Source organism: Rhizobium sp. 2YAF20 (assembly GCF_052114685.1).
Taxonomy (GTDB): domain Bacteria; phylum Pseudomonadota; class Alphaproteobacteria; order Rhizobiales; family Rhizobiaceae; genus Rhizobium.
On the sequence record NZ_JBFRFF010000006.1, the window covers coordinates 217,003 to 233,725 of the forward strand.

At 58.6% G+C, this 16,723-nt stretch carries 15 protein-coding genes; 5 read left to right on the forward strand and 10 right to left on the reverse strand.

All coding sequences use genetic code 11. The features are described 5' to 3' along the window. Window positions 1-93 precede the first annotated feature (93 nt). Both glnA and AB4Z52_RS11620 read right to left on the reverse strand, forming a co-directional pair. On the reverse strand, window positions 94-1,503 hold the full coding sequence (gene glnA, locus AB4Z52_RS11615; RefSeq protein WP_442218061.1) for a type I glutamate--ammonia ligase: 1,410 nt from the start codon (window positions 1,501-1,503) through the stop codon (window positions 94-96). Between the two features lie 56 nt (window positions 1,504-1,559). Further along, window positions 1,560-1,898, reverse strand: a complete 339-nt coding sequence (locus AB4Z52_RS11620; RefSeq protein WP_003579240.1) for a P-II family nitrogen regulator — start codon at window positions 1,896-1,898, stop codon at window positions 1,560-1,562. 346 nt (window positions 1,899-2,244) lie between these two features. Here AB4Z52_RS11620 and AB4Z52_RS11625 point away from each other — a divergent pair, with 346 nt between their 5' ends. Then, window positions 2,245-3,720: an NAD(P)H-hydrate dehydratase gene (locus AB4Z52_RS11625; protein ID WP_442218062.1), complete on the forward strand. Its 1,476-nt coding sequence runs from the start codon at window positions 2,245-2,247 to the stop codon at window positions 3,718-3,720. A gap of 50 nt (window positions 3,721-3,770) precedes the next feature. On the opposite strand, the gene AB4Z52_RS11630 is transcribed toward AB4Z52_RS11625, so the two are convergent. Further along, entirely contained in the window at window positions 3,771-4,577 is an 807-nt protein-coding gene (locus AB4Z52_RS11630) for a DUF72 domain-containing protein (protein ID WP_442218063.1), read from the reverse strand. Window positions 4,578-4,664: 87 nt separating this feature from the next. Further along, window positions 4,665-7,589: an excinuclease ABC subunit UvrA gene (gene uvrA / locus AB4Z52_RS11635; RefSeq protein WP_442218064.1), complete on the reverse strand. Its 2,925-nt coding sequence runs from the start codon at window positions 7,587-7,589 to the stop codon at window positions 4,665-4,667. 244 nt (window positions 7,590-7,833) lie between these two features. Between uvrA and AB4Z52_RS11640 the strand changes: the two genes are divergently transcribed. Then, window positions 7,834-8,373 (forward strand): single-stranded DNA-binding protein, encoded by a 540-nt coding sequence (locus AB4Z52_RS11640; protein ID WP_442218065.1) that lies wholly within the window; start codon window positions 7,834-7,836, stop codon window positions 8,371-8,373. A 22-nt stretch (window positions 8,374-8,395) separates the two neighbouring features. Here AB4Z52_RS11640 and AB4Z52_RS11645 read toward each other — a convergent pair whose 3' ends face one another. The 3 genes from AB4Z52_RS11645 to AB4Z52_RS11655 all read right to left on the reverse strand — a co-directional run bounded on the left by AB4Z52_RS11645 (window position 8,396) and on the right by AB4Z52_RS11655 (window position 11,528). Further along, window positions 8,396-9,436, reverse strand: coding sequence for a DUF2955 domain-containing protein (locus AB4Z52_RS11645; protein ID WP_442218066.1), 1,041 nt, complete (start codon window positions 9,434-9,436; stop codon window positions 8,396-8,398). Continuing rightward, window positions 9,426-10,529 carry an HlyD family secretion protein gene (locus AB4Z52_RS11650; RefSeq protein WP_442218067.1) on the reverse strand — a complete coding sequence of 368 codons (1,104 nt, stop codon included), beginning with the start codon at window positions 10,527-10,529 and terminating at the stop codon, window positions 9,426-9,428. Before AB4Z52_RS11650 ends, AB4Z52_RS11645 begins: the two co-directional genes overlap by 11 nt. A gap of 369 nt (window positions 10,530-10,898) precedes the next feature. Further along, a complete protein-coding gene (locus AB4Z52_RS11655; protein ID WP_442218068.1) occupies window positions 10,899-11,528 on the reverse strand; it encodes a MarC family protein in 630 nt (209 codons plus the stop codon). Window positions 11,529-11,753: 225 nt separating this feature from the next. Between AB4Z52_RS11655 and gyrA the strand changes: the two genes are divergently transcribed. Further along, complete coding sequence (gene gyrA, locus AB4Z52_RS11660) at window positions 11,754-14,561, forward strand: DNA gyrase subunit A (RefSeq protein WP_442218069.1); 2,808 nt, start codon at window positions 11,754-11,756, stop codon at window positions 14,559-14,561. A 172-nt stretch (window positions 14,562-14,733) separates the two neighbouring features. Here the strand turns inward: gyrA and AB4Z52_RS11665 are convergent, their stop codons facing one another. The 3 genes from AB4Z52_RS11665 to AB4Z52_RS11675 all read right to left on the reverse strand — a co-directional run bounded on the left by AB4Z52_RS11665 (window position 14,734) and on the right by AB4Z52_RS11675 (window position 15,373). Further along, window positions 14,734-14,868, reverse strand: coding sequence for a hypothetical protein (locus tag AB4Z52_RS11665; protein WP_442218070.1), 135 nt, complete (start codon window positions 14,866-14,868; stop codon window positions 14,734-14,736). Between the two features lie 35 nt (window positions 14,869-14,903). Beyond that, window positions 14,904-15,059 (reverse strand): hypothetical protein, encoded by a 156-nt coding sequence (locus AB4Z52_RS11670; RefSeq protein ID WP_442218071.1) that lies wholly within the window; start codon window positions 15,057-15,059, stop codon window positions 14,904-14,906. Window positions 15,060-15,190: 131 nt separating this feature from the next. Beyond that, the gene (locus AB4Z52_RS11675; protein ID WP_442218072.1) at window positions 15,191-15,373 is read right to left on the reverse strand and encodes a hypothetical protein; all 183 of its coding nucleotides are present in this window, start codon (window positions 15,371-15,373) and stop codon (window positions 15,191-15,193) included. Between the two features lie 199 nt (window positions 15,374-15,572). Between AB4Z52_RS11675 and coaD the strand changes: the two genes are divergently transcribed. Together coaD and AB4Z52_RS11685 are read left to right on the forward strand one after the other, a co-directional pair. Further along, window positions 15,573-16,067 carry a pantetheine-phosphate adenylyltransferase gene (coaD, locus tag AB4Z52_RS11680; RefSeq protein ID WP_442218073.1) on the forward strand — a complete coding sequence of 165 codons (495 nt, stop codon included), beginning with the start codon at window positions 15,573-15,575 and terminating at the stop codon, window positions 16,065-16,067. 74 nt (window positions 16,068-16,141) lie between these two features. Continuing rightward, on the forward strand, window positions 16,142-16,714 hold the full coding sequence (locus tag AB4Z52_RS11685) for a peptidylprolyl isomerase (protein WP_442218074.1): 573 nt from the start codon (window positions 16,142-16,144) through the stop codon (window positions 16,712-16,714). Window positions 16,715-16,723 lie beyond the last annotated feature (9 nt).

A 16,723-nucleotide genomic window follows, 5' to 3' on the forward strand; every position in this document is an offset into this window, starting at 1 on the left:
TTCCTTCAAACAGTTGTCACACTTGCTGCCTTCGCCGGCCGCCACGCCGGCAGAGAAAAGGCCCGGCGAACCGGGGCTTTTCAATCTCAGTAATCAAGCCGAATAGTACATGTCGTACTCGACAGGATGCGGGGTCATGTCATAGCGCATGACCTCAACCATCTTCAGTTCGATGAAAGCATCGATCTGGTCGTCGTCGAACACGCCGCCGGCCGTCAGGAACTTGCGGTCCTTGTCGAGGCTTTCCAGCGCTTCGCGCAGCGAGCCGCAGACGGTCGGGATTTTCTTCAGTTCCTTCGGCGGCAGATCATAAAGATCCTTGTCCATCGGCTTGCCGGGATGAATCTTGTTCTTGATCCCGTCGAGGCCGGCCATCAGCATCGCTGCAAAGCCGAGATAGGGATTAGCGGTCGGGTCAGGGAACCGGACTTCGACGCGCTTTGCTTTCGGATTGGAGCCGAATGGAATACGGCATGAAGCGGAACGGTTGCGCGCGGAATAAGCGAGCAGAACCGGCGCTTCGTAGCCGGGCACAAGACGCTTGTAGGAATTGGTCGAAGGGTTGGTGAAGGCGTTAATCGCCTTGGCATGCTTGATGATGCCGCCGATGTAGTAAAGGCAGCTTTCAGACAGGCCTGCATATTCGTCGCCGGCGAAGGTAGGCTTGCCGCCCTTCCAGATCGACTGGTGGACGTGCATGCCCGAGCCGTTGTCGCCGAAGATCGGCTTCGGCATGAAGGTTGCCGTTTTGCCGTAGGCGTTGGCGACCTGATGTACGACGTATTTGTAGATCTGGATCTTGTCGGCGTTGCGCACCAACGTATCGAACTTGACGCCGAGCTCATGCTGGGCCGCGGCAACCTCGTGGTGGTGCTTTTCAACGACGACGCCCATCTCGCCCAGGACAGTCAGCATTTCGGAGCGCATGTCCTGGCAGCTGTCAACCGGAGGAACCGGGAAGTAGCCGCCCTTGACGCGCGGACGGTGGCCGAGGTTGCCGGTCTCATAGTCCGTATCATCGTTCGACGGCAGCTCGCTGGAATCCAGCTTGAAGCCTGTGTTGTAGGGGTCGGCCTTGTACTTCACATCGTCGAAAACGAAGAATTCCGGTTCAGGTCCAACGAAGATCTGATCGCCGATACCAGATGCCTTGAGATAGGCTTCAGCCTTCTTGGCGGTGCCGCGGGGGTCACGGTTATAGGATTCGCCGGATATCGGGTCCAGGATGTCGCAGATGATGACCATCGTCGACTGGGCGAAGAACGGGTCCATGTGAACCGTGTCGGTGTCCGGCATCAACACCATGTCGGACTCGTTGATTGCCTTCCAGCCGCCGATGGAGGAACCATCGAACATGACGCCGTCGGCAAACATGTCTTCATCGACACAGGTGACGTCCATCGTGACGTGCTGGAGTTTGCCCTTCGGATCTGTAAATCGCAGGTCGACGAACTTGACGTCGTTATCCTTGATCTGTTTGAGAATTTCGTTTGCGGTCGTCATAAAATGCTTCCTTGAATGAGATGACGATATGAAGCTTCGCCGGACGGCGAGGCGGGTTAGATAGCGTCTATGCCTGTTTCACCGGTCCGGATGCGAATGACCTCTTCGATGTTGGAAACGAAAATCTTTCCGTCGCCGATACGTCCGGTCTGCGCGGCCTTGCGGATGGCGTCGATGACGGCTTCTGCATTCTCGTCCGCCAATACAACCTCTACCTTCACCTTCGGAAGGAAGTCGACGACATATTCGGCCCCACGGTACAGTTCCGTATGGCCTTTTTGACGACCGAAGCCCTTTGCTTCCGTGACAGTGATACCCTGCAGCCCAACTTCTTGAAGGGCTTCCTTCACTTCGTCAAGCTTGAATGGCTTAATGATCGCTTCGATCTTTTTCATGAGAAAATGTCTCTCCGCTTCTCCCGTTAAAGCGGGAAATAACCCGCTTGGCCTTCATGATGCACGTACCGTGCCAGTTGATTCCAATCGGACGCCCGTTTTTCAACGAATCCGCCAATTTCACCCGTATTCATGGGCCTTTTGCCGAAAATTGGTAGCAGTTTTATCTGAAATCCGCCCCATCAAATCAAAAAAAGGCAGAAACCGCGAATTTCTTCGCTAGTGCAATATCTTGAATGCAGTTTCATGATGGTTAAATATTGAGCATATGCACTCATAATGGACATAATCTATTGTCGGAAACCAGTTGTTTTCCATTCACCTTTCGCATTGAATGACTTCTATCATGAATTGCCCCGTTTCCGAGCTTCTTCTTACCCCAACCGAAATGGCCGCCGTGGATCGCGCTGCCGCGGCGTCAGGCATTTCTTCTTATGGCCTGATGGAGCGGGCAGGACAGGCGGTGGCCGCTACGGCGCTGAAGCATTTTCCCGAAGCGTTGCGCTATGTCGTCCTCTGTGGGCCGGGCAATAATGGTGGTGACGGCTATGTCACGGCAAGAGCATTGCAAGGGAGCGGCGCGCAGGTCGTTGTCTTCAACTTCGGCGACCCGCAGGCGCTGAAGGGAGATGCAAAGGTTGCATTTGTTGCCTGTCCGCTCGGCGGTGACGATATTGAAAACTATGCCCCCAGAGCCGGCGACGTCGTCATAGACGCCATCTTCGGCGCGGGCCTGTCGCGTGCAGTTGCGGCACCCGTCGTCGCGCTCATCGATCGCGTGAACGAGGCGGGCACCCCCGTGATTGCGATAGACCTGCCGTCTGGCCTCGACGGCCTTAGCGGCAATCCACGCGGGGCCGCCTTTCGCGCAAGGCATACAGTCACCTTCATGACGCGCAAGCCGGGACATCTACTGATGCCGGGACGAGAGCTTTGCGGCGAGCTCGAGGTGTTCGACATCGGCATACCGGAACGGATCGTTCTTGGGCACGCGACCGGGCTTGTCGCGGAAAACGTGCCGGCCCAATGGCAGGCGGCCATACCCGCCTCGCGGATCGAGACGCATAAGTACAAGCGCGGCCATCTCGTTGTCTTCTCAGGTGGCGCGACCGCAACGGGTGCCGCCCGCATGGCGGCAATGGCAGGCTTGAAGGCCGGCGCAGGGCTGGTTACCATCGGCTCTCCTGAAAATGCGATGTCCGTGAATGCCGGCGTGCTGACTGCCATCATGCTGCGGCAAGTTCAGACAGAGAAGGATTTAAGAAGCTGGCTCGAGGACAAACGGCTGACGGCCTTTGTTCTGGGCCCAGGCTTCGGGGCTGGCAAAAGGGCGCGCAAATTCGTGCTGGCGCTGGCCGATCGCCACCTTGTGCTCGACGCCGATGGCATAACCTCCTTTCGCGACGATCCCGCCGAGCTTTTCGACGCTTTTAGGGATGGGCCTGCACGGCTGGTGCTGACGCCACATGAAGGAGAGTTCGGCCGTCTTTTTCCTGACATTGCAGCAGACCGCGAGCTGACGAAAGTTCAGAAGGCGCAGGCTGCTGCCATGCGTGCCAACGCCGCCGTGATCTACAAGGGTGCAGACAGCGTCATTGCCGCGCCGGATGGACGCGCGCTGATCAACGCGAACGCACCGCCGTGGCTTGCAACGGCCGGATCAGGCGACGTGCTTGCCGGCATTATCGGCGGCCTGCTGGCCCAGGGCATACCAACTTTCGAAGCAGCCGCGGCCGGCGTCTGGTTGCACGGCGAAACGGGGAAGCGGGCCGGAAAAGGTCTGACGGCGGAGGACCTCGTCGCCGATGTCGTCCCGCTATAGATCGTCATTCTGCTTTAGCAGGTCGTCCTGCTCCGGACGGACGACGACGGCTACTTGCCCAGCTTACCTTGTAGGGCAATCGCACCTTGGGGAGCATTGACCTTGCCCTCATGGATCATGAAAGCGAAGACGTCGCGTGGCTGAACGCTCACTTTCCGATCGGCGTCGATCAGCGGCAGATCATCGGGAACGCCGCCCTCTGACCAGGTCTCCAACCGCCTTGCCCAGGCCTGCAGTTCCTTAGGAGGATAGCAGGTCTTGATTTCGTCAGAGCCTTTCTGCAGGCGCGCATAGACGAAGTCGGCGGTCACGTCGGCGATCATCGGATAGTCGTGATGCTCGGCGCAAACCGGGGCTACCTTGTATTTTGCCAGCAAGGACACGAATTCCGGCACCTTGAAGCTGTCATGCCTGACTTCGACGACGTGGCGCAACGGCAGCCCATCCTGCTTTTCCGGCAGCAATTTCAGGAAAGCCTCGAAATCCTCCGGGTCGAATTTCTTGGTCGGCGCGAACTGCCAGAGGAGCGGACCGAGATGATCCCCGAGTTCGCTGATACCTGAGGCCAGGAAGCGCTCCATCGATTCACCGGCTTCGGCAAGAACGCGACGGTTGGTGACGAAACGCGTCGCCTTCAGCGAAAAAACGAAACCATCGGGAACGTCTGAACTCCATTTGGCAAAAGTCGCTGGCTTCTGTGTGCTGTAATAGGTGCCGTTGACCTCGATCACCTTCAGCTGACGGCTAGCAAAATGGAGCTCGTCCTTCTGTTTGAGGTCGTCAGGAAAAAAAGTCCCCCGCCAAGGCTCGAACGTCCAGCCGCCAATGCCTGTTCGGATAGTCCCGGTTCTGGTCATGCATCCTCCATCGACATTAGTTCCCGTGATGACCGTGCCATCCCGCAGTTGGCACTCCGCGATCAAAAAATAAGCCGTGGGGCCACATCACTCCGCCGCTGCAACTTCTCTCTTTACCGGACGCCGTTCCAACAGCTCCTTCAGGAACTGGCCGGTATAGGACCGCTTTTCCCTAACGATCGCCTCGGGCGTGCCGGAGGCAACAATCTCACCGCCGCCATCGCCGCCCTCCGGACCGAAATCGAGAACCCAGTCGGCGGTCTTGATGACCTCGAGATTATGTTCGATGACGACCACAGAGTTTCCTTGATTGACCAGCTCGTGCAGCATCTCCAAGAGCTTGGCCACGTCGTGGAAGTGCAGTCCGGTGGTCGGTTCGTCGAGGATATAGAGTGTTCGGCCGGTCGAGCGTTTCGACAGTTCTTTGGCTAGCTTGACGCGCTGCGCCTCGCCACCCGAAAGCGTATTGGCCTGTTGCCCGACCTTGATATATCCAAGACCGACGTCCTTCAGCGATTGCAGCTTGTCACGCACTGCCGGAACGGCGGCGAAGAAATCGACGCCTTCTTCAACCGTCATGTCGAGCACATCGGCGATCGACTTTGTCTTGAACGTAACGTCGAGCGTTTCCCTGTTGTACCGCTTGCCGTGGCAGACGTCGCAGGTGACGTAGACGTCGGGCAGAAAATGCATCTCGATCTTGATGACGCCGTCGCCCTGGCAGGCTTCGCAGCGGCCGCCCTTGACGTTGAACGAGAAGCGGCCGGGCTGATAGCCCCGCGCTTTTGCCTCCGGCAGCCCCGAAAACCAGTCGCGGATCGGCGTGAACGCGCCAGTATAGGTTGCCGGATTGGAGCGCGGGGTGCGGCCGATCGGCGACTGATCGATGTCGATCACCTTGTCGATATGCTCGAAGCCATCGATGCGATCATGATCCGCCGGATTTTCGCGCGCGCCCATGACGCGGCGTGCGGCGGATTTATAAAGCGTCTCGACAAGGAAGGTCGATTTGCCGCCGCCAGAAACCCCTGTCACCGCAGTGAAAACGCCAAGGGGGATGGAGGCGGTCACATTCTTCAGATTGTTGCCGCGGGCGCCGACGATCCTGATTTCCTTGCCCTTCTTTGGCTTGCGCCGCTCGGAAGGCACCGGAACGCCCAGTTCGCCGGATAGATATTTTCCTGTCAGCGACTTCGGGTTCGCCATGATCTCCTGCGGCGTGCCATGCGCCACGATGTGGCCACCGTGGACGCCTGCTGCCGGGCCAATATCGACCACATCGTCGGCGGACATGATTGCATCCTCGTCATGCTCGACAACGATGACCGTATTACCGATGTCGCGCAGATGCTTCAGCGTTTCCAGAAGCCGGGCGTTGTCGCGTTGGTGCAGGCCGATCGATGGTTCGTCCAGCACATAGAGAACGCCGGTCAGGCCCGAACCGATTTGCGATGCCAAACGGATGCGCTGGCTTTCGCCGCCGGAAAGCGTGCCGGAATTGCGCGAGAGGCTGAGATATTCGAGCCCGACGTCGTTGAGGAAACGCAAGCGGTCCCGGATCTCCTTCAAGATGCGAACCGCGATCTCGTTCTGCTTCGACGTAAAGGACGCAGGCAGGGTCTCGAACCAATCGCGGGCAACACGGATCGACATTTCCGATACCTGGCCGATGTGCAGCGTGTCGATCTTGACCGCAAGCGCCTCCGGCTTCAGGCGATAGCCGTTGCAAGCTGGGCAAGGCGCTGCCGACATATAGCGCTCGATCTCCTCGCGCGCCCAAGCCGAATCCGTTTCCTTCCAACGGCGCTCGAGGTTGGGAACAATGCCCTCGAAGTTCTTGTGAGTGGTATAGGACCGTGCACCGTCGGCATAGTGGAACTCGATCTTGTCCTCGGTGCCATGCAGGATAACGGTCTTGGCTTCCTCCGGCAGGTCGTTCCAGCGGGCGCCGAGCTTGAAGCCGTAATGCTTGCCGAGCGCTTCCAGCGTCTGGTTATAGTAGGGGGACGTCGACTTTGCCCAGGGCGCAATCGCGCCGTCGCGCAAGGTCCGCTCGTGTTCCGGGACAATGAGGTCGGGGTCGATCTTCTGCAGCGATCCAAGCCCGTCGCAGGAAGGGCAGGCGCCCGACGGATTGTTGAACGAGAACAGCCTTGGCTCGATCTCGGGAATGGTGAAGCCCGAAACCGGGCAGGCGAACTTCTCCGAGAAGAGCACGCGCTCATGCGTCTCGTTCAGGGATTTGTTGGCCGAACCACCGGCGGAGGTCTCTTCGGGTGGCAGCGGCTTGTCTGCGAATTCCGCCACCGCAAGTCCGTCAGCCAGGCGAAGGCTGGTCTCAAAGCTATCGGCTAGACGGGCCGCGACATCGGCGCGCACGACGATGCGGTCGACCACCACATCGATGTCGTGCTTGTATTTCTTGTCGAGCGCCGGCACCTCGGCAATCTCGTAGAACTGCCCGTCGACCTTGACGCGCTGGAAGCCCTTTTTCATGAGCTCCGCCAGTTCCTTCTTGTATTCGCCCTTCCGTCCGCGCACGAGCGGCGCAAGAATATAGAGCCGGGTGCCCTCCTCGTAATCGAGAACGCGATCGACCATCTGGCTGACTGTCTGGCTCTCGATCGGCAGGCCCGTCGCCGGCGAATAGGGAACACCGACGCGCGCAAAGAGCAGGCGCATGTAGTCATGGATTTCGGTTACGGTGCCGACCGTCGAACGCGGGTTGCGCGATGTCGTCTTCTGCTCAATCGAAATTGCCGGCGACAGCCCGTCGATCTGGTCGACATCAGGCTTCTGCATCATCTCCAGGAACTGCCGGGCATAGGCCGACAGGCTCTCGACATAACGTCGCTGGCCCTCGGCATAGATCGTGTCGAAGGCAAGCGAGGATTTTCCGGAGCCGGAAAGGCCGGTCATCACGATCAGCTTGTTGCGCGGAAGATCAAGGTCGATGCCCTTGAGATTGTGCTCGCGCGCACCGCGGATGGAGATGGTCTTGAGTTCACTCATTGTTCAGCTGGGTCCCTTGTGTCAGCTCTTATTTAGTGATGCGCACCGGCGAGTCGAGACTGAAACGCCAGAAGGCGAGAGGTTTTCGATTCGGTTGACAGGATCATAGGGATAAACTAGAACAAAGAAAGAACAAAATCCTTGTGGATGAACCGCGCTTAAAGCCCAACGGCAAGTGTTCATGCGTTAAGGTGAGACATTGAATTGAAAAGCCGCTCGATGGGGCGGACATAGGGTGGTTGGTATGGCTGGTAGTGTGAACAAGGTAATTCTGATCGGAAATCTCGGGGCGGACCCGGAAATCCGCCGCACCCAGGACGGTCGTCCGATCGCCAACCTCAATATAGCGACATCCGAGACCTGGCGCGATCGTACCTCCGGCGAGCGCAAGGAAAAGACCGAGTGGCACCGCGTCGTGATCTTCAACGAAGGCCTCTGCAAGGTTGCCGAGCAGTATCTGAAGAAGGGCGCCAAGGTCTATATCGAAGGCCAATTGCAGACCCGCAAGTGGCAGGACCAGAACGGCGTCGAAAAGTATTCGACCGAGATCGTGCTGCAGGGCTTCAATTCGACGCTCACCATGCTCGACGGTCGTGGCGAAGGTGGTGGTGCAAGCGAGGGTGGACGCGGCGCTTCGCGCGGCGGCAATGATTTTGGCGGCGGCGGTGGCGGATATGGCGACGACTACGGCCAGCCCGCTTCGTCGGGTCCAAGCCGCGGTGGCAGTGGCGCCAGCGGCGGCGGAAACTTCTCGCGCGATCTCGACGACGATATTCCCTTTTGAGAGGGAGTTTGTGGTTCGAGCCTCAGAGGCGCACCGGCGCCTTTGCGTGTGGCCACAGCAGGCTTGCAGCAAGCAACGCGTAGATCAGGGCTAAGGCGACATAGACGATCCTGGTCGAGAATGATTCAGCCGCACTCCCGGGCAGGGGCGAAACGCCAAGCCCGAACAGAATCAGGAAGATCGTCAGTGCGCCCGCAAACATGCCGGCGTCTTTTGAGCGGGCGGCGGCACGACCGCCTAGCAAAAGACTGACGACAAGAAGAATGAGAAACATCGAGAACAGGCTGGGGCGAAGGGTGAGGAGCGCATAGGCGACGGAAGCGAGAACCCCTCCGAACAGGTTGACGATCACCAGCCCGGCCGCCGCTCGTGCGCTTGCCGCAACGTCGAGCTGGCCTAGAAGCGATGCCACGGTGATAGGGATGACAATGGCGGACGCCAGCTTGTCGTTCGTCAGGCAGATCGTCACCGCGGCAAGCAATATTGCCGTGTTGGCCAAGGCACGCAAATAGGATGGAACCTGCGTCGCTGGCGGTTGAGCGTCGATGCCCATCGCCGGCGGCTCGGGAATGACCGCGTAGGCAAGCCACATTAGAAGCGTACCGCTGAGGACACCCGTGACCAGGATCGACAGGATCGAGTTCGCCAGATCGCGGTTGAGGATACCGAGCAGCGGCACCATGATTGCCACGACCAGGACGAGGAAAACCGCGGGGCCACCCTTGCCACGCGACTGGACGACGAAGCAGCAAAAGTAGATCAGCGCCAGAAGCATGAGGAAGGTGGCATGCCTGTCGCCGAACGTGTTGGTGAGGACCATCATGAACACGCCGCTGACAAGGATCAGCGCGGCCATCCCGACTGTCTTGCCGAGCGGCATCGGACCGGAACTGCCGAGCAGGAACTGAGCGGCAAAAAGCGGCCCGAGAAACGGCACAATGGCGCCTGAGAAAACGGCGACGGGCAAGCCGATCGATACGGCGAGCGCGACACGCAAGCCTTTTCGCCGCTGCTCCGAAACAGCGACGCTGGACGGCGCGACGACATCCGGTCTAGCCGACATAGGTCAGTACCGACATGATGCGTATCCAAAGGGAACCCCAGGCGTTGCTTACCGGGTGCTCGCCCGTATAGATGACGACGGTCGCCTGCGACCCATATCGGACACCCTTGGGTCGGTCGCCATCCATGGACAGCCGGACCGGAAAACGTTGCGCTTCCTGGACCCATCCGCTGTCGTTGCGGATGGTTGGTAGGCCGGTACTCGGGTCCGTTGTGCCCCCAGACACGCCGAGGCCGACGCTTTCGACCTTTGCCGGAAATAGCCTTCCGGGCAGCGCGTCGAAGAGGATGTCGGCCCGGTTGCCGACGGCCACATTCTCCAGGCTGTTCTCCTTGAAGGCGGCAGAGATCCAGATCGTCCCGACGTCGATGAAGGTCATGGCCGGCTGCCCCACGGTGACGACCTTACCGATGGAGAGTTGAAGATTGGTGACGACGCCGGCCGACGGCGCACGCACCGTCGTGTGCTCCAGATCGAGCTGGGCACGCTCCAGCGCTGCAAGCGCCTCCTTGAGCTGCGGGTTGTCTTTGCCGGCGGGGCCAAGCTGTTCCTTTGCCTTGTCGAGGTCTGCCTGCGCGCCCTGAACCTTGGACTCTGCCTGATCGAACGCGGATTTCGTGGTATCGTATCTGGCTTTGGAATAGACGCCGCGCGTCACAAGCTCAGAGGCCCGTGCGTACTGCTCACGCAGGTTGTCCCGGTTCGTCTGCGCTCCGACCAGCTTGGCCTGCGCGGCGTCCACCGTCGCCGTCGACGCGCCGATCGACTGGCCGACGCTTGCAAGACCGGCTTCCGCTCCAGTGACAGCGATCTCATATCGGTTGGGGTCGATCCGGAAGAGTATCTGATCGGCATCGACACGCGCGTTGTCGGCGACGTTGACCTCGATGACGCGCCCGGCAACCTCGGGTGCTATTCCAACCACATAGGCCTGAACCTGCGCCTGCGAGGTCGACGGTGTTCGACGCTCCATGAAGATTGAGAAAACGAACAGCAACAGGGCCAGGATTACGATGATCAATGCGATCCGGCGCAATGGATTGGGAGGAGAGGCCACTATCGCTGCGGGGGCGGGGGATGCATCTTCGACCATGGACTATCCTTTTGAATTTCTCTCATTCCGGTCAGGCCTGCCACCACCGTGTCGCCGCTCCCAGAAAATGGGCCGACGGTGGACAAAACCCTAGGCGTTACCCGCGAGATTTTCGGGCGGATGGGTTCCAGCTTTCGGTTCGATATTTCCTTCAATGTTGGCAGACATTCTTCCCCCCGATATTGGTCGTCGACAAACGCTTTCGTTGCGACGGCAGCTCTAGTGGAAGCACCGCAAAATCAGATATCCCGAAACGTCACCTGAGTTGCATAAACATTATCTAATTTATGATCGAATCATATAATGGAACGCAGTATTTTTCCATTGTAATACAACAGCAGGAAGGAAGCAGGCTTAGCCGTCGGGAGATTAGATTTTCAGTGCCGCTTTGATACCATCGACAACGAATTGCGCCGCAAGCGCTGCGAGAATAACGCCCAGAAGCCTTGTAAGGATTGCTCGTCCCGTGACGCCGAGCAGGCGGTCAAGCCTTTCGGAGATCAGCAAGGCGGCAAATACCAGGCCGAGATTGACGGCGATGACGCCGATCAGCTGCATCCGGTCCACTGTTCCCGGCAAGGACCCGGCAAGCAGGATCGTCGCCGATATGGCCCCAGGCCCGGCGATCAACGGCAAGGCCAGCGGAAAGACCGCTATATTGTGGATGTGGTCCTGGGTAATTGCCACGGTGGTGGTCTTTTCCTTGCGGTCCTGGCGTTTCTCGAAAACCATCTCAAAGGCAATCCAGAAGAGCAGCAGCCCGCCGGCGATGCGGAAGGCGCCGATCGATATCCCGAGAACGTTGAGGACGCTTGCGCCGAACAGCGCGAATGCTGCGAGAATAAAGAACGCGATCAGCGAACCGCGCAGCGCCACCTGTTTGCGCTCGGCCCGATTCATGCCGGTCGTCAGGCCGAGAAAGAGCGGAGCGAGACCCGGCGGATCGACTGTGACGAGCAATGTCGTAAAGCCATTGATAAGCGTGTCGGCACTAGCCATATTTGCTCCAGAAGCCAGACTTTCGCGTCATTTCGTCCATTGTTATGCGATGAAACCGGTTTCGCAAAGCCTGCTATGCGGCGTGTTTTGCGCAGTGCCATTGAAATGTGCCATTTAAAGGCTCTAGAAGGCAAAAGCCTGTTCAAAACACGCGCCGAAATTGGCGTAAGAGCCTGCTTTCCGCTATAAATTCTGCAGTGATTCTAAAAGAGATTGTGATCTGTTTTGACTGAACAATCCCCACCCGGTGGCGGGAAATACCCGCCAGGTATCGAGCCGATCTCCATCATGGAGGAAATGCAGCGGTCTTATCTCGATTACGCGATGAGCGTTATCGTGAGCCGCGCTCTTCCCGACGTCCGCGATGGGCTCAAACCCGTTCACCGGCGCATCCTGTTCGGCATGTCCGAACTCGGCATCGACTGGAACAAGAAATACGTGAAGTGCGCCCGCGTTACCGGTGACGTGATGGGTAAGTTCCATCCGCACGGCAATTCGGCCATTTATGATGCATTGGCGCGCATGGCTCAGCCGTGGTCGCTGCGCTTGCCGCTGATCGATGGTCAGGGCAATTTTGGTTCCGTGGACGGTGATCCGCCGGCAGCCGAACGCTACACCGAATGCCGTCTGGAAAAGGCCGCGCACGCGCTGCTGGACGATCTAGACAAGGATACGGTCGACTTTCGCGAGAATTATGACGGCACGCTTAGCGAGCCCGTCGTCGTGCCGGCGAAGTTCCCGAATCTGCTGGTCAACGGCGCCGGCGGCATCGCGGTCGGCATGGCCACCAACATCCCACCGCACAACCTCGTCGAAGTCATTGACGGCTGCATCGCGCTGATCAACGATCCGACGATTGAATTGCCGGACCTGATGCAGATCATTCCCGGTCCGGACTTTCCAACAGGTGCGAAGATCCTCGGGCGTGCGGGCATCCGTTCGGCTTACGAGACCGGCCGCGGCTCGGTCATCATGCGAGGCGTCGCGGCCATCGAGCCGATGCGCGGCGACCGCGAACAGATCATTATCACCGAAATTCCCTATCAGGTGAACAAGTCGACGATGATCGAGAAGATGGCAGAGCTTGTGCGCGAGAAGCGCATCGAGGGCATCTCCGATCTGCGCGACGAGTCCGATCGGCAAGGGTACCGTGTCGTCGTCGAGCTGAAGCGCGATGCCAATGCCGAAGTCATTCTGAACCAGCTTTATCGCTATACGCCGTTGCAGACGTCTTTCGGCTGCAACATGGTCGCGCTCAACGGCGGCAAGCCAGAGCAGCTGACGCTCCTCGATATGCTCCGCGCCTTCGTCTCGTTCCGCGAGGAAGTTGTTAGCCGGAGAACGAAGTACCTTTTGCGCAAGGCGCGCGACCGTGCGCATGTCTTGGTTGGCCTCGCTATCGCTGTCGCAAATATTGATGAGGTGATCCGCGTCATACGCCAGGCGCCGGATCCGCAAACGGCGCGCGAGCAATTGATGACCCGCCGCTGGCCCGCTGCGGATGTCGAAAGCCTTATCCGCCTGATCGATGATCCTCGCCATCGCATCAACGAAGACCTGACCTACAATCTGTCGGAAGAGCAGGCACGCGCCATTCTCGAGCTGCGCCTTGCCCGCCTGACGGCCCTTGGCCGGGACGAAATTGGCGACGAACTCAACAAGATCGGCGAGGAAATCAAGGATTATCTCGATATTCTATCATCCCGCGTCCGCATCCAGACCATCGTCAAGGATGAACTGACGTCTGTTCGCGACGAGTTCGGCACTCCGCGTCGCACCGAGATCGTCGATGGCGGCCTCGAAATGGACGACGAGGACCTGATCGCGCGCGAAGATATGGTCGTGACCGTTTCGCATCTTGGTTACATCAAGCGCGTGCCATTGACCGCCTACCGCGCGCAGCGTCGCGGCGGGAAGGGGCGCTCGGGCATGACGACCAGGGACGAGGATTTCGTTACCCGGCTATTCGTCGCCAACACGCACACGCCCGTCCTGTTCTTCTCTTCACGCGGGATTGTCTACAAGGAGAAGGTCTGGCGCCTGCCGATCGGCACTCCAACGGCGCGTGGCAAGGCTTTGATCAACATGCTGCCGCTTGAAAAGGGCGAGCGCATCACGACGATCATGCCGCTTCCGGAGGACGAGGAAAGCTGGGACAACCTAGACGTCATGTTCTCGACCACGCGCGGTACCGTTCGCCGCAATAAGCTGTCGGATTTCGTCCAGGTCAACCGCAACGGCAAGATCGCCATGAAGCTCGAAGAGGAGGGCGACCAGATCCTCTCCGTCGAGACCTGCACGGAAAACGACGACGTGCTGCTGACGACGGCTCTCGGACAATGCATTCGTTTCTCGGTCGATGACGTCCGCGTCTTTGCCGGCCGCAACTCTATCGGCGTACGCGGCATCAACATGGCCGATGGCGACCGGATCATCTCCATGACCATCGTTAGCCATGTCGACGCCGAACCTTGGGAACGCGCGGCCTATCTGAGGCGCGCCGCCAACGATCGACGCTTGACGACCGGCGAAGCAGAGGAGATCGCTTTGGTCGGCGAGGAAGTCACCGAAGAGGGACAACTGACCGACGAGCGTTACGAGGAGCTGAAGGCGCGCGAACAGTTCGTGTTGACGGTTTCCGAGAAGGGCTACGGCAAGCGATCGTCCTCTTACGATTTCCGCATTTCGGGCCGCGGCGGCAAGGGTATCCGCGCCACCGATACCTCGAAGACCACGGAAATCGGCGAACTTGTCGCGGCCTTCCCGGTCGATGATGGAGACCAGATCATGCTGGTCTCTGACGGCGGCCAGCTCATTCGTGTGCCGGTCGGCGGTATCCGCATCGCCAGCCGCGCGACCAAGGGCGTCACGATCTTCTCGACCGCCAAGGATGAAAAGGTCGTGTCAGTCGAGCGCATCAACGAACCGGAAGACGAGGAGGACGTCATCGAAGCTGCTGAGGCGGCGCCTGAGGGTAGTCTGCCAGAGGGCGATGTATCTAAGGATGATGCTGACGGCGAGACAGAAGCCTAACGCGGCACGGCGGATCGATGAGAGTGATAGACCGGGTGGCATTGCCGCCCGGTTTTCGTTTGAGCTTCATCAAGATAAGGCTGGGCACAAAAAAACCGGACGCGTGGGGGGAGCGCGTCCGGTTCGAAATTGCCTGAGCGCTGGATCGTCCAAACGCTACAGGGGGGGAAGGCTAGAAAGCCTTGTGATGCTTGTTCAGATGCTTCGCTTCTTCGCTTTCGCGTCGCAGCGCCGAAATGGTGGAAGCCACGGACACGATGAACATGATGCTGATGATAGCTGTAAGCACTGTCAAAATCGTGAACATGGTCTTCATCCTTTACTGAATACGCGTTCAGATCCTCAGTATTGGCTGGCCACGAAGGGCCGTGCCGAGGCAAACGGACCATAAACCTTCGCCGGATCAACCTTTTGATCATAGAGTGCAAATGTGGCTGCAAGCATGCCCGAGATCATCATCATCCAAACTATGTTAATCATGGTGACCTTATTGGACATATGCTTTTCCTCTTCAACACAATCTGCATTGCTATGGTTCGATCTGATAACGCATCCGAAAAAGATTGGTTCCGCCGGATGTTCAACCGATGTTTACCAACGCCACCCTGAAGCGACCTTGAATGGCTCGTTCATCTGGCGTTCAGGTTTCTCTGCGCGTCGCGAAGCCGCGCGACAACGTCTTTCGCAAGGTCCGGCTCCGGCGGCCGGGGGAATGAGATCCACTCGATCTCGTAGTGCTTGGAGACTTCGTGAAGGATCATCTCCAGAGCAAAGGACCCGATGATGGCGGTAGCGAGAACAAGGACGAGCATTGCCGGATTTCCAATCGGTGGGTCCACATCTAGCCGGATGGCTTGGCTTGCGTTGCCCCAATAGAGCACCGTGAAGTTGAAGGCGCCTTGAATGAGGCGTTCATCCGCGGTTCAGCACCTGGCCCCGGACGGCAGCAAATAACTTGCGAGCCGGCCACATCCGTGACAAAAGGCGTCCAAACAACCCGGCCGGTAGCGCATGACGACAGCCTTTTATCCCGGATCCTTCGACCCGATGACAAACGGACATCTGGATGTTCTCGTCCAGGCGTTGAATATCGCGTCGACGGTCATCGTTGCGATTGGTGTTCACCCGGGCAAGACGCCGTTGTTCTCCTTTGAGGAGAGGGCGGAATTGATCCGCCAGTCGCTCGCTTCCGCCTTGCCGCGTAAGATCGACAGTATTTCTGTTGTCGCGTTCGACAATCTCGTGGTTGACGCTGCCCGCGCCCACAACGCGACCCTGCTCGTTCGCGGCCTGAGGGACGGAACCGACCTCGACTACGAAATGCAGATGGCCGGCATGAACCGACAGATGGCGCCCGATATCCAGACCCTGTTTCTGCCCGCAGGCACCGCGTCGCGGCCAATAACAGCCACATTGGTGCGGCAGATCGCTTCGATGGGCGGCGATATAAGCGCCTTCGTGCCCGCTGCCGTCCTTGAAGCCCTGAAGGCCAAATCGAAGGCCTGACGCATGATCCCGTTTTTCGGACAATGTTACGGCAAATCAAACGCCAAAAACGATCTTTCTAAATGGAGCATCCCATGAAATTCATTCATATCGCGTTTGCAGGGCTTCTTTGCCTTGCAGCCTTTGCCGGCGGCGCCTTTGCTGCAGCCGACGACAATGACATCACCATCCAGTTGAAGGATGGCCTGGTTGTGATCCAGCTGATGCCTGAAGTCGCGCCGAAGCATGTTGCACAGATCAAGACGCTGATCGCCAAGGGCGCCTACGATAACGTTGCCTTCCACCGTGTCATCGAAGGCTTCATGGCCCAGACCGGCGACGTGAAATTCGGCAACCTCAACAAAGGCTATGACGCTAACCAGGCGGGCATGGGCGGTTCGGACCTTCCGGACCTTCCGGCTGAGTTCTCCAAGGTCCCCTTTACGCGTGGCACCGTCGGAATGGCCCGCTCACAGGACCCGAATTCGGCGAATTCGCAGTTCTTCATCATGTTCGGCGACGGCGCCTTCCTGAATGGCCAGTACACGGTGGTCGGCAAGGTCGTTTCCGGCATGGAACTGGTCGACAAGATCAAGCGCGGCGAGGGCGAAAGCGGCTCAGTCAAAAGTCCTGACCGGATGATCAAGGTCACCCTGGGCAAGAAATAAGTTTCAAAA